General features: G+C 72.8%; 16 protein-coding genes. 5 read left to right on the top strand and 11 right to left on the bottom strand.

Going from position 1 to position 12543, the window contains the following annotated elements; genetic code table 11:
• Positions 1-40: 40 nt before the first annotated feature.
• Complete coding sequence (locus tag ACZYRU_RS02895) at positions 41-976, top strand: sensor domain-containing diguanylate cyclase (RefSeq protein ID WP_488955574.1); 936 nt, start codon at positions 41-43, stop codon at positions 974-976.
• On the opposite strand, the gene ACZYRU_RS02890 is transcribed toward ACZYRU_RS02895, so the two are convergent.
• The 11 genes from ACZYRU_RS02890 to ACZYRU_RS02840 form a co-directional block, all read right to left on the bottom strand.
• Positions 951-1889: a serine/threonine-protein kinase gene (locus ACZYRU_RS02890; RefSeq protein WP_488955573.1), complete on the bottom strand. Its 939-nt coding sequence runs from the start codon at positions 1887-1889 to the stop codon at positions 951-953. The genes ACZYRU_RS02895 and ACZYRU_RS02890 overlap by 26 nt on opposite strands.
• A gap of 68 nt (positions 1890-1957) precedes the next feature.
• A complete protein-coding gene (locus tag ACZYRU_RS02885) occupies positions 1958-3298 on the bottom strand; it encodes a dihydrolipoamide acetyltransferase family protein (protein WP_488955572.1) in 1341 nt (446 codons plus the stop codon).
• Between the two features lie 8 nt (positions 3299-3306).
• Positions 3307-4284 carry an alpha-ketoacid dehydrogenase subunit beta gene (locus ACZYRU_RS02880; protein WP_488955571.1) on the bottom strand — a complete coding sequence of 326 codons (978 nt, stop codon included), beginning with the start codon at positions 4282-4284 and terminating at the stop codon, positions 3307-3309.
• Positions 4281-5414 (bottom strand): pyruvate dehydrogenase (acetyl-transferring) E1 component subunit alpha, encoded by a 1134-nt coding sequence (gene pdhA / locus ACZYRU_RS02875; RefSeq protein ID WP_488955570.1) that lies wholly within the window; start codon positions 5412-5414, stop codon positions 4281-4283. Before pdhA ends, ACZYRU_RS02880 begins: the two co-directional genes overlap by 4 nt.
• A 258-nt stretch (positions 5415-5672) precedes the next feature.
• Positions 5673-6545 (bottom strand): PT domain-containing protein, encoded by an 873-nt coding sequence (locus ACZYRU_RS02870; protein WP_488955569.1) that lies wholly within the window; start codon positions 6543-6545, stop codon positions 5673-5675.
• A 10-nt stretch (positions 6546-6555) separates the two neighbouring features.
• A complete protein-coding gene (locus ACZYRU_RS02865) occupies positions 6556-7434 on the bottom strand; it encodes a hypothetical protein (RefSeq protein WP_488955568.1) in 879 nt (292 codons plus the stop codon).
• A 5-nt stretch (positions 7435-7439) separates the two neighbouring features.
• Complete coding sequence (locus ACZYRU_RS02860) at positions 7440-7634, bottom strand: hypothetical protein (RefSeq protein ID WP_488955567.1); 195 nt, start codon at positions 7632-7634, stop codon at positions 7440-7442.
• 85 nt (positions 7635-7719) lie between these two features.
• Entirely contained in the window at positions 7720-8211 is a 492-nt protein-coding gene (locus ACZYRU_RS02855) for a hypothetical protein (protein ID WP_488955566.1), read from the bottom strand.
• 5 nt (positions 8212-8216) lie between these two features.
• On the bottom strand, positions 8217-8429 hold the full coding sequence (locus tag ACZYRU_RS02850; RefSeq protein ID WP_488955565.1) for a hypothetical protein: 213 nt from the start codon (positions 8427-8429) through the stop codon (positions 8217-8219).
• A gap of 39 nt (positions 8430-8468) precedes the next feature.
• Positions 8469-9425 (bottom strand): MTB12 C-terminal domain-containing protein, encoded by a 957-nt coding sequence (locus tag ACZYRU_RS02845; RefSeq protein WP_488955564.1) that lies wholly within the window; start codon positions 9423-9425, stop codon positions 8469-8471.
• On the bottom strand, positions 9425-9859 hold the full coding sequence (locus ACZYRU_RS02840; RefSeq protein WP_488955563.1) for a hypothetical protein: 435 nt from the start codon (positions 9857-9859) through the stop codon (positions 9425-9427). The genes ACZYRU_RS02845 and ACZYRU_RS02840 overlap by 1 nt, the downstream gene beginning before the upstream one ends.
• 39 nt (positions 9860-9898) lie before the next feature.
• Here ACZYRU_RS02840 and ACZYRU_RS02835 point away from each other — a divergent pair, with 39 nt between their 5' ends.
• The 4 genes from ACZYRU_RS02835 to ACZYRU_RS02820 all read left to right on the top strand — a co-directional run bounded on the left by ACZYRU_RS02835 (position 9899) and on the right by ACZYRU_RS02820 (position 12434).
• Positions 9899-10603, top strand: coding sequence for a GntR family transcriptional regulator (locus ACZYRU_RS02835; RefSeq protein ID WP_488955562.1), 705 nt, complete (start codon positions 9899-9901; stop codon positions 10601-10603).
• 12 nt (positions 10604-10615) lie between these two features.
• Complete coding sequence (locus tag ACZYRU_RS02830) at positions 10616-11008, top strand: phage holin family protein (RefSeq protein WP_488955561.1); 393 nt, start codon at positions 10616-10618, stop codon at positions 11006-11008.
• Complete coding sequence (locus ACZYRU_RS02825; protein WP_488955560.1) at positions 11008-11511, top strand: low molecular weight protein-tyrosine-phosphatase; 504 nt, start codon at positions 11008-11010, stop codon at positions 11509-11511. The genes ACZYRU_RS02830 and ACZYRU_RS02825 overlap by 1 nt, the downstream gene beginning before the upstream one ends.
• A gap of 77 nt (positions 11512-11588) precedes the next feature.
• Positions 11589-12434 (top strand): 3-hydroxybutyryl-CoA dehydrogenase, encoded by an 846-nt coding sequence (locus ACZYRU_RS02820; protein WP_488956237.1) that lies wholly within the window; start codon positions 11589-11591, stop codon positions 12432-12434.
• Positions 12435-12543 lie beyond the last annotated feature (109 nt).

The raw sequence follows: 12543 nt of genomic DNA, 5'->3' as shown, positions 1-12543 counted from the left end.
TCGGGGGCATCCAGGACTCTGCGGCAGATCGGAGGCAGCCATGGCGTCCGACGTCGGTGCCCCCGACAGCTTCACCGAGGCCGCCCGCCGCGTGGTCGGCTACCTCGCCCGGCGCACGCCGCTGACGAACTGGTCGGTGTCGCGGGTGGCGAGTGGCGAGCAGGTGCACGTCCACGTGCACGGGCACGGCCTGATCGGTACCGGTGACCGGGTGCGGTGGGACGACACCTTCTGCCGGCAGATGACGCTGGGCGCGGCGCACGTCGTACCTGACTCGACCCTCGACCCGTCGTACGCCGTGCTGCCGGACTCGCCGGCCGTGCGGGCGTACGTCGGGTACCCGATCCGCGACGACCACGGGAACCTGTTCGGCATCCTGTGCGGCGTCGCGGACAGCCCGCTCCCCGACCCGGCCGCGGTCGACGACGACCTGGTCGAGACGCTCAGCCACCTGCTGTCCAGCCACCTCGCCGCCGCCCGCGCGGCGGACCGGGGCCGACACGCGGCGCGGCTCGCGACCGCGCTCGCCGACACCGACGCGCTGACCGGCCTGATGAACCGGCGTGGCTGGGACAGCCTGGTCGCGGACGCCCAGGAGCGGGTCGACGCGTTCGGCGACCCGGTGGCCGTCGCAGTGCTCGACATCGACGGACTCAAGCAGGTCAACGACACCGCGGGCCACGCGGCCGGCGACGAGCTGCTGCGTCGCGCAGGCGAGGCGCTGCGGCTCGCGGCGACCGACCGGGACCGGGTCGCCCGCTACGGCGGCGACGAGTTCGCCGTCCTGTCGAACAACGTGCCCGTCGACGAGCAGACCGCGCACTACGCACGGTTCGTGCACGCCCTGAACGAGCACGGCGTCGAGGCGTCCCTGGGACACGCGATCACGGGTCCGGGCGAACGCACCGTCCACGAGGCGTTCCGGCAGGCCGACGCGGCGATGTACGCCGTCAAGCGGGCCCGTCACGCGGGTTAGCGGTCCACAGGCAACCGGCGGCCGCGGTGAGGACGTCGTCGACCGGGACGTCCTGGAGCTCGGCCGCGCCGTGGGTGGAGGCGAGGGCGCGGGCAGTGCAGCGGGCGGCGGCGGGGTCGAGTCCGGCGTCATGCACGAGGGTGCGGGCGAGGGTGGCGACGGCGTCCGACCGCGGTTCGGGTCCGGGCACCAGGAACGCGAGCACGGCGGCGACGAGGGTGAGTGCCGCAGCGACGACGGCCGCCGCCCACCGGCGGCGGGACGGCCGGTCGGGCGCGGCCCGGAGCGCGTCGCGCAGCCCGGCCGCGGTCGCCGGCGGATCGGCGAGCAGCCGCGCGAGCGCGGGCCCGGGCGTCTCGCCGAGGACGTCGCGCAGCAGCCGTAGGACCGCCCGGACGTCGTCGACAGCCGCGTCGCCGCGCGCGGGGACGGCGATCCCGAAGTCGGCGAGGTAGGCGACGGTGTGGGTGCCCCGACAGCGCAGCAGCACGTTGGACGCCTTGACGTCGCGGTGCACCATGCCCGCTCGATGGGCCTCGGCCAGCCCGTCGGCGACCTGCGCGACGAGGTCGACCGCCTCCCGCTCGGGCAGCGGACCGTGCCGGCGCAGCGCCGCGCCGAGGTCGCCGTCGGGCACCAACTGGCTGGCGAGGAAGAGCCGCCCGTCGACCTCGCCGTGGGCGAAGACCTGCACGACGTGGGGCGAGTCGAGCGACGCCTGGGCCCGGGCCTCGCGCACGAACCGGGCGCGGAAGTCCGGGTCGTCGGCGAGCTCCGGGAGGATCAGCTTGAGCGCGACGTGGCGCCCCAGCGCCGTGTCGACGGCCTCGTGCACCGTGCCCATGCCGCCGCGCCCGAGGTGTCGCACGATCCGGTAGGGACCGAGCGTCGCGGGCGGGTCGGGTTGGAGCATGCCGCCGTTCTACCGGGCGGGTCCGGCACTGGCGAACGGTCGTCCACAGCCCCGGGCCGTCCGTGGAGCTAGAACAAGAGCGCGGTGGCGGGATCGCTGACCAGGTCGGCGACGTCGGCGAGGAACTGCGAGCCGGTGGCGCCGTCGACGTGACGGTGGTCGAAGGACAGCGACAGCGTCATCACCTGGCGCGGCACCACCTGGTCGTCGACGACCCACGGCTGTGGCTTGATCGCGCCGAGGCACAGGATCGCGGACTCGCCGGGGTTGATGATCGGCGTACCGCCGTCGACGCCGAACACGCCCACGTTGGTGATCGTGAACGAGCCGCCGGACAGGTCGGGCGGCTGGGTGCGGCCCTCGCGTGCCGTGGCGGTGAGCGCCTCCAGTGCCTGGGCGAGCTCGACCAGGGTGAGGGCGTGGGCGTCCTTGACGTTGGGGACGACCAGGCCGCGCGGAGTGGCGGCGGCGATGCCGAGGTTGACGTAGTGCTTGACCACGACCTCCTGGGCGGCCTCGTCCCAGGTCGAGTTGATCAACGGCGTACGACGCATCGCGAGCAGGCACGCCCGGGCGACGACGAGCAGCGGACTCACCTTCACGCCCGCGAACTCCCGGCGCTCGCGGAGCCGGGCGACCAGCTCGACGGTGGCCGTCGCGTCGATGGTGACCCACTCGGTCACGTGGGGCGCGGTGTAGGCGGAGGCGACCATGGCGGCGGCCATGTTCTTGCGGACGCCCTTGATCGGCTCCCGGGTCTCGCGGCCGGCGGGATCGACGGCGACCGGCTGGGCAACGGCTGGGGCGGTGGGCGTGGCGCCACCGGCGGCGGCGAGCACGTCCTCCTTGGAGACCGTGCCCTTCGGGCCCGTCGGCGCCAGGGCGGTCAGGTCGACCCCGAGGTCGCGGGCCAGGCGCCGCACCAGCGGCTTGGCGAGGGCCCGGATCGGACGGGCGGGCTCGTCGACGGGGCCGGGGACGACGACGGCCGGGACCTCGTCGGGCATGGCCTTGCGCGCGCGCCGCTTGAGGGCGCGCTGCTTGGGGCCGTAGCCGACCAGGGTGGCGTTGCCCTCGGGCGGGATGTTGGTGTCGATGGGCTCGGTTGCCGCCGGCGCGGTCGGCACCTCGGAGGCCGGGGGCAGCGGTGGGGCCGCGGGAGCCGCGCCGGGCTCGCCGATCCGGATGATCGGCGTACCGACCTCGACCGTGTCGCCCTCGGCGACGAGCAGCGCGAGCACGTGACCGGCGTACGGCGAGGGCAGCTCGACGATCGACTTGGCGGTCTCGATCTCGACGATGATGTCGTTGATGGCGACGACGTCGCCCTCCTTGACCCGCCAGGCCACGATGTCGGCCTCGGTGAGACCCTCGCCGACGTCGGGAAGCTTGAACTCGTGGGCAGTCATGACACTCCTCAGAACCCGAAGGTCCGGTCGACGGCGTCGAGGACCCGGTCGAGATCGGGCAGGAAGGCCTCCTCGATCCGGGCGGGCGGGTAGGGGGTGTCGAAGCCGGCGACGCGCAGCACCGGCGCCTCGAGCGAGTGGAAGCACTCCTCGGTCACGCGTGCAGCGATCTCGGCGCCGAGACCGAGTGTCCGGTGCGCCTCGTGGACCACCACCAGCCGTCCGGTACGACGCACGGACTCGTGGACCGGGACGAGGTCGAGCGGCGAGAGGGTGCGCAGGTCGATGACCTCCAGCGAGCGGCCCTCCTCGGCGGCGACGGTGGCGGCGTCGAGGCAGGTGGAGACGGTCGGGCCGTAGGCAACGAGGGTCGCGTCGGAGCCGGGGCGGACCACCCGGGACTGCCACAGCGGCGCGGGCGGCGCCGACTCGTCGACCTCGGCCTTCGCGGAGTGGTAGAGCCGCTTCGGCTCGAGGAAGACGACCGGGTCGTCGGCGTGGATCGCCTGCTGGATCATCGCGTAGGCGTCGGCCGGGTTGGAGCAGGCGACCACCTTGAGCCCGGGCGTGTGCACGAACTGCGCCTCGGGCGACTCGCTGTGGTGCTCGACCGCGCCGATGCCGCCGCCGAAGGGGATCCGGATGACCATCGGGATCTTCACCCGGCCCTGGCTGCGGTAGTGCAGCTTGGCGACCTGGCACACGATCTGGTCGTAGGCCGGGTAGACGAAGCCGTCGAACTGGATCTCCACCACCGGCCGGTAGCCCCGCATCGCGAGGCCGACGGCGGTGCCGACGATGCCGGACTCGGCGAGCGGGGTGTCGATCACCCGGGCGTCGCCGAAGTCCTTCTGCAGGCCGTCGGTGATCCGGAAGACGCCGCCGAGGGTGCCGACGTCCTCGCCCATGATGACGACCTTGTCGTCGTCCTCCATCGCCTTGCGCAGCCCGGCGTTGAGCGCCTTGGCCAGGGTCATCGTGGTCATGACGACACCTCCTCGAACGACGCGGCGTGCGCGTCGTACTCCGCCTGCTGGGCAGCCAGCTCGGGCGTCTTCTCGGCGTGCACGAGGTCCCACAGGTCGTGGGGCGAGGGGTCCGGCAGCGCGTGGCACTCGCGGCGCATCCGCTCGCCGAGCGCGTCGGCCTCGGCCGCGACCTCGGCCATGAACGCGTCATCGGCCATCCCGTTGCGGCGCAGGTAGACCTCGAGGCGGGCGATCGGGTCCTTGAGCTTCCAGTGCTCGACGTCGTCGCTGAGCCGGTAGCGGGTCGGGTCGTCGGTCGTGGTGTGGGCGCCCATCCGGTACGTGTAGGCCTCGATCAGGATCGGCCCCTGGCCCTCGCGTGCCCGCTGCAGCGCGGCCTTGGTGACGGCGTACGTCGCCAGCACGTCGTTGCCGTCGACCCGGATGCCGGGGAAGCCGAAGCCGTGGGAGCGGCGGTACAGCGGGATCCGGGACTGCCGCTCGAACGGCTCCGAGATCGCCCACTGGTTGTTCTGGCAGAAGAACACGACCGGCGCGTTGAACGAGGCGGCGAAGACGAACGCCTCGTTGACGTCGCCCTGCGAGGACGCGCCGTCACCGAAGTGGGCGACCACGGCCATGTCGCGCTCCGGGTCGCCCGTGCCGACCAGTCCGTCGCGCTGGACCCCCATCGCGTAGCCGGTGGCGTGCAGCGTCTGCGCGCCGATGACGATCGTGTAGAGGGCGAAGTTGTGCTCGGCCGGGTCCCAGCTGCCCTGGTCCACGCCCCGGAACAGGCTCAGCAGCTTGACCGGGTCGACGCCGCGGACCCAGGCGACGCCGTGCTCGCGGTAGGTCGGGAACACGAAGTCCTGGGGCGCGAGCGCCCGGGCGGCACCGATCTGGGCGGCCTCCTGGCCGAGCAGCTGGGCCCACAGGCCGAGCTCGCCGTGGCGCTGCAGCGCGGTCGCCTCGATGTCGAGGCGGCGCACGAGAACCATGTCGCGGTAGAAGCCGCGCAGCTCCTCGGCGCTGAAGTCGACGTCGAAGCCGGGGTGGTGGACCCGCTCGCCCTCAGGGGTCAGGAGCTGGACGAGCTCGGGATCAGGTGCACGTTCGGGGGCCGGTCCGAAGACGGGGTCGGTCATTCGCCACTCCTTGCGTCCGCCGCCTGCGGGATCGCCGCGGGACGGGTGGGGTTGGTCAGTGGTCCGGGTCCGTCACAGGGGTGGCGCGACGTGTGATCCAGAGCACACCATCACTCGCCACGATACTTCGTCCCCATGATCGGCTCGTGAACCCAACGCCGGCCGGCGTTGGGGGCGACGCGCGGGAAACGCTCCCGGCGTCCTGTCCCCCCAGGGCGGTACGACGGCACGGGGAGCCGCGCCGTCGTACCGGATGCATCACTTCTCGACGTAGCTGTAGCCGCTGACCAGCCAGCTGCCAGTGCTGCCGTCCAGGGCCCAGGTCGAGTCGAGCGTCTTGCCCGTGTTGGGGGCGTAGACGTCGCCGTAGACGTTGACGACGTAGGCGTCGAGCGTCGGCTCCGGGTCCTTGAAGGTGTACTCGGCGTTGGACATCTCGAGGTTGCCCGCGACCGCCTTGCAGCCGGCCTGGTCGGTGAACTCCGAGGCGAAGTACTCCGGCGTCGACAGCCCCTCGACCGCCAGGCAGTTGCCCTCGAGGAGCGAGTCGAGGAACGCCCGCGCGGTGATCGTCGGGTCGTCCGTCGGTACGTCGGCACCATCGGTGCTGTCCGTCTCGGTCGGCTCGTCGGTGGGCTGGTCCGTCGGCTCGTCCGTCGTCTCGTCGGTCGGCTCCGTGCTCGTCGACGTGTCGTCCTTGGCCGCGGGCTTGTCGTCGTCACCCTTGAACACGGTGAAGGCGAGCACCGCCACGATCCCGAGGACGAGGACCACGGCACCGGCCACGATCGCGATGACCAGGCCCTTCTTGCCGCCGCCACCGGTCGGGGGCGCCGGGAAGCCGGGACCACCCGGTCCACCGGGGCCGCCGGGGTAGCCGCCACCCGGGTAGCCGGGGGCTGCGGGCTGCTGCGGGTAGCCGGGCTGGGGGTAGCCGGGCTGCTGCGGCTGCTGGTACGGCTGCGGGGGCTGCGGCGGGTAGCCCGGCTGCTGGGGCTGCTGGGGCTGCTGCGGCTGTTGCGGCTGGCCCGGGGCGCCGTACGGCGGGACAGGGGCACCACCCGCAGGCGGCGCCATCTGGGTGGGGGGCTGTTCGCCAGGCTGCCCAGGTGGGGGGAACTGGTCGCTCACGCGCGTGAGCCTAGTGCCACTCGGGCTCCGGAACCGGCGATTCGTCCCGGCGCCGCGGCCAGAGACTGACGAGCAGCAGGACCAGGCCGACGGGTGCCGCGACGAGGAAGCCGCGCGCGTAGGGCTCCAGCGAGGCGATCACCGTGTCCAGCAGGACGCCCGCGAGCTCGCGGCGCTCCACCGCGACCCGGTCGAGCACGGCCGTGGCGAGCGGGTCGGCGGCGAGCAGCAGGCCGACGGCGGCGAGCGCGACACCGAGCAGGCCGAACCCGAGGGCACGGACCTCGGCCCGCCAGCCGCGCGCCACGATCAGGACGATCGCGACCAGGCCGAGCCAGACGAACGGCAGCAGTCGGCTGACCCCGTCGACGGCGCGGTACGCCGGCCCCGCCTCCGCGACCTTCGACTCCTTCTCCACCGGGACCCGCAGCGCGATGTCGGGCAGCAGCCCGACCGGGATGCCGCGGTCCTCCAGCCGTCCCAGCACCAGGTCGACCAGCGGCCCGGCGTCGACGGTGATCGAGCCGTCGGCCGGGGCGTCGGGGTCCTCCAGGACCGCGAGCACCTGGTCGTGGACGTCGGCGTTCGCGTCGCGCCAGAACGCCGGGAACTCCGGGCTCTCCACCACCATCGTCGCCGCCGCGTCGGCCCACTCCCGCACGGCCGCGGGCAGCCCGACCGGGATGTGCTCCTGCAACGCGCGGACCGCACCGTCCGCCGCGGCGTCGGCGAGCACCCGGCGCACCGTCGGGTCGTGGGCGAGAGCGGCGACCGTGTCGACGTACTCGTCACGGTCGTCGACCCGTGCGGTCAGCCAGGTGCCGGCGATGGCGAAGGGGGCGACCAGGGTCGCGAGCAGGACCGTGACGGTCGCGGTGAAGGTACGCATGGGAGTCAGTTGCCCGGGCTCGCCGCGTCGACCTTCCAGTCGCCGCCCTCCCTGACCAGCTCCGTCGTGAAGTTCAGCGTGTTCGTGCGGTCGCCGTCGAGCTCCTCCTCGAGGAACTCGTCGCCTGCCGTGTACTCGGCCGTCTGACGCACCTCGACCGACGCCTTGTCCTCGCGCTCGGGCTGGTTCGGGTCGGACATCACACTCTCCTGGGCGGCACCGGCAGGTCGCCGCGCATCATGCCACGCAGTCTCGCGGCGCAATCCCGCTGCGACCCGGTGTGACTCAGCCCGCGTCGACGCCGGCCACCCGCCACTCACCGTCGACCTCGACCAGCTCGACCGTGCCGCGGTCGTGGGGTCCGGCGCCCTGCCAGATCGCGTCGAACCCGGCCCGGTCGTCGCCGTGGTAGCGCAGCTCGACGTCGTAGGTCACCCGTGCCCGGCCGTCGCCCTGGCTGAACGGCTCGACGGTGACGACGATGTCGGTGTCCCCGCGGTACGGCGCGAGGGCGGACGTCTCGGCCTTGGCGGCGGCCGCCTCGGCAAAGGCCGCGCAGTCGGCGTACGGCTCACCCTCGTAGAGGTAGTCGCGCCACTGCTCGGTGGCCAGCGAGCACTCGGTGCGCCAGGCGCCGTCCCAGCTCGCACGGAGGTAGTCCTCCGCGACGTCCTCGGGCGCGGGGCCGCGCAGCAGCACCACGACCGAGGCCACGACGGCCACGACCGCGACCAGCGCGGCCAGGGCGAGGGCGGTCCGGCGTCCGGGGCGTCGCACCCGGCTCAGTTGGTCGTGGTGATGATCGCGACCAGCACCACGACGACCACCAGCACGATCGCGGTCAGCAGGCCCACCGTGAAGCCGATGGTCCGCCTGGTCGAGACCGGCGGGGGCGGCAGGGCGGGACCGCCGTAGGAGGCGGGGGCTCCGCCGAGGTACGGCGGGGGCGGCGGGCCTGGGGGCGGCGGCGGAGCACCGTACGGCGGCTGGCTCATGCGGTCAGACTAGTCAGGATCGGGCGGTCGCGGGGCGGGTCAGCCGGCGTCGCTGATCTTCCACCGGCCGCCCTCGCGGACCAGCTCGAAGTCGGACTTCTGGCTCGAGCCGTAGATCGTGATCTCGACCGGCACGGTCGCCGTGCCCGCGGCGTCGTCGACGGTGGCGTCGCCGACGTCCCACTTCACCGAGTCACCCAGCTCGGTCGGGATCTCGGCGGCGTCGCAGCTGCCCTCGTCGGTCAGGTACGCCGAGGTGACCAGGTCCTCCGCGGTCGCGCAGTCGCCGGCGAACGCGGAGTCGAGGAAGGCCTCGACGACGGCGGTCGGCTCGTCAGGGACGGCGTCGGCAGTGCTGGACCCGCCGGCGGACGGGCCGCCCGAGGGGCTCGCGGTGCCGGTCGGCGCGGTGACGGAGCCGGAGGGGCCCTCGGAGCTCGAGCTGCGCGCGACGTCGTACGACGCCACCAGCCACTCGCCGTCGACCTTCTCGAGCACGAAGGTGTACGTCGCGCTGCCGTGCTCGCTGGTGAAGTCGGCCGGCACGCTCGCGGTGGAACCGTCGATGCTGGCGTCGTGGATGTCGGACTCGACGTCCTCGGTGGCGAGGAGCTGGAAGGCCTCGGACGTGCACGGCTCGGTCGCCTTGGCGTCCTCGGTCAGCAGCTTCTCGGCGGCCGCGCAGTCGCCGTCCGCTGCGGCGTCGACCACCTTCTCGACGACGTCCTCCGGCGCCCCGGCGGCGCTGTCGCCCCCGCGGTCGCCGTCACCGTCGCTGTCGTCGTCGCCGGTGAGGGCGACGACCAGGCCGATGGCGATGCCGATGAGGAGGACCACGCCGACGACGCCGAGCACGATCCACACCCCCTTGCCCTTGCCGCCCGGGGGCGGCGGGAAGGCGGGCGGGCCGGACGGCGGGAACGGCGGGGGCCCCGACGGTGGCGGGCCGGCCGGGGGCGGCGGGAACGACGGCGGCGGCGGGGGTTGCTGGCTCATCAGGGGTTCACCTGCTCGAGGTAGTCGGAGAACCACGACTCCAGGTCAGCGGGGTCGGTGGGGAACGGCGGGATGTCGTCCGGGATACCCGACGGGACCCCACTCGGAACCTTCGTCGGCAGATCCGGGACGCTCGGCGCGCCGCTCGGCAGGTCGGGCAGGGTCTCGGTCGGCAGGTCGCTGGGGAAGTCCGACGCGTCGATCGTGGGCAGGTCGAGGGTCGGCTTCGTGGCGGGCGCACCGGGCGTCGTGCTGCTGCCGGTGTCGTCGCTGGCCGGGTCGGCGTCGCCGTCGTCGCGACCGACGAGCAGGAAGGCGGCGACCGCCACGATCGCGAGGACCAGCACGACGCCGCCGACGGCGACGGCCGCTCGCAGGCCACGTCCTCCGCCGACTTCGAGGGACGGGCCATCGGTCGGGAGCTCGGGGGGCACGGCCACACCTTAGATGAGTGATGCTTGCAGAATGGGCGCATGGCCGGAGCGTCCACGCCACCGAAGACCGTGTTCACGCCCCTCAGCGTGGAGAACGAGTCGACGGTCTCCCGGGTCGCGGCGGAGGTCCGCCGCGCGATCTTCGAGGGCGACCTCGAGAGCGGCACGCCGCTGCGCGAGGTGGCCCTCGCCGAGTCGCTCGGCGTCTCGCGGCCGACCGTGCGCGAGGCGCTGACAGTGCTCGTCGCCGAGGGCCTGGCGACCCGGGAGCCGCACCGCGGGGTGATGGTCGCGACGCCGCGGGCCGAGTCGGTGCGCGACGTCTGCCGCGCACGGTGGGTGCTCGAGGGCGCCGGCGTGCAGGCGTGGCCGGCCGCGGACGCCGTACGACGGGAGCGGGTGCGCACCACCCTCGACGCCTACACGGCAGCGGTACGCAGCGGCGAGGCGTCGTACGAGGAGCTCAACGAGCGCCACCTCTCCTTCCACGTCTCGCTCGTCGAGCTGACCGGCAGCCCGCGGCTGGTGCAGATGGCCGAGGCGCTGATGGACGAGCTCAAGCTGGCACTGGCCCAGGTCGAGCGGATCAACCGGTACGCGCACGACGAGGCCAGCTCCCACGAGGGCCTGGTCGAGCTGCTGGAGGCGGACCGGATCGACGGACCGGACGGCGCGCACGCCTTCCTGCGCAAGCACATCGACGACGCCGAGGTCGAGATCATCGAGGCGCTCGGTCTCGAATGACAGACTGGCAGCATGCTGGCCTTCCTGTCCCGTTGGGCGATCACGGCCGCCGCGCTCGCCGTGGCTGCGCAGTTGATCGACGGCATCTGGTTCAAGGGTGCGACCGAGGGTCGCGCCGAGCTCGACGACAAGATCCTGCCGCTGGTCCTGGTCGCGCTGATCTCGTGCGCGGTGACCGCATGGGTCAAGCCGCTGCTGACCCTGCTGTCGATCCCGTTCATCCTGGTGACCCTGGGCCTGTTCCTCATCGTGCTCAACGCGCTGCTGCTGCGGCTCACCGCGTGGCTGGCCGACGTGGTCGACATCGGGTTCCACGTCGACGGGTTCTGGCCGGCGGTGTGGGGCTCGATCATCATCAGCGTCACCACCTGGTTCCTCGACGCGATCATCGGCTTCGACGACTGATGACCGCCGCTCCGCCGCCCCGCACACCGGGGCAGTACCGCGTCGCCCTGGTCTGCCTCGGCAACATCTGCCGCTCGCCGATGGCCGACGTCGTGCTCGCCGCCCGTGTCGCCGACGCCGGTCTCGACGACCGGGTCGAGGTGATCAGCGCCGGCACCGGCACCTGGCACGTCGGCGAGCCGATGGACCGCCGGGCCGCGGCGCTGCTCACGACCGAGGGGTACGACGCCAGCCGGCACCGCGCCCAGCAGGTGCTCGCCTCCTGGCTGGACGAGCAGGACCTGGTCCTCGCGATGGACCAGGACAACCTGCGCGACCTGCGCGCGCTCGGCGACGCCGATCCCAGGCGCGTGCGGCTGTTCCGCGACTTCGACCCGTTGGAGCCGGGCGGGGAGGTCCCCGACCCCTTCTTCGGCGGCGACGACGGATTCGGCACCGTGCTCACCATGGTCGAGCGGACCTCGGCCGCGCTCGTGGCCGCGGTGGCCGACGTACTCGCCTGAACTGGTCCTACTCACCGGTCACCCCTACATTTACTAGGACGTCCTAGTAATCGAGCGAGGGGAACCTGATGACGAGCATCGAGCGTGTGGGAGTGGTCGGCGGCGGCCTGATGGGATCGGGCATCGCGGAGGTCAACGCCCGCGCCGGCAAGGACGTGATCGTCGTCGAGTCCACCCCCGAGGCGGTCGAGGCCGCCCGCCAGCGCCTCGAGGGCTCCCTCAAGCGTGCCGAGAGCCGCGGCAAGATCGAGTCGGCCTCCGTCGTGCTCGACCGGATCCGCGTCGTCGACGACCTCGCCGCGCTCGCCGACCGCGACATCGTGATCGAGGCGATCGTCGAGGACGAGAAGGCCAAGACCGACCTGTTCCGCCGCCTCGACGAGATCCTCACCAGCCCCGACGCGATCCTCGCCTCGAACACGTCGTCCATCCCGATCATGAAGCTGGCCGTCGCCACCAAGCGCCCGAGCCACGTGCTGGGCGTGCACTTCTTCAACCCGGTCCCGGTCCTCAAGCTGGTCGAGCTGGTCCCGTCGCTGATGACCGACGAGGCGACCACCGAGCGCGCCCGCGCGTTCGTGCAGGACGACCTCGGCAAGACCGCCATCGACTGCCAGGACCGCGCCGGCTTCGTCGTCAACGCCCTGCTGATCCCGTTCATCCTCTCGGCGATCCGGATGTTCGAGTCCGGCTTCGCCTCGGCCGAGGACATCGACCACGGCCTGGTCCTCGGCGCCGCCCACCCCCAGGGCCCGCTCGCGCTGGCCGACCTGATCGGCCTCGACACGGTCAAGGCCGTCGCGGAGTCGCTGTACGAGGAGTTCAAGGAGCCGCTGTACGCTGCCCCGCCGCTGCTGGCCCGCATGGTCGAGGCGCGCCTGTTGGGCCGCAAGACCGGGCGGGGCTTCTACACCTACGGCTGAGCCCCCGAGCTCGTCGAGTAGCCGCGAGCGCTGGCGAGCGGCGTATCGAGACGCCACACGATGTGCGTCTCGATACGCCCTCGGCTAGCGCCTCGGGCTACTCGACGAA

The organism is Nocardioides sp. F233 (genome assembly GCF_057813895.1).
The sequence above is the reverse complement of the archived record's forward strand: the minus strand, read 5'-3'. Positions and strand labels throughout refer to the sequence as shown.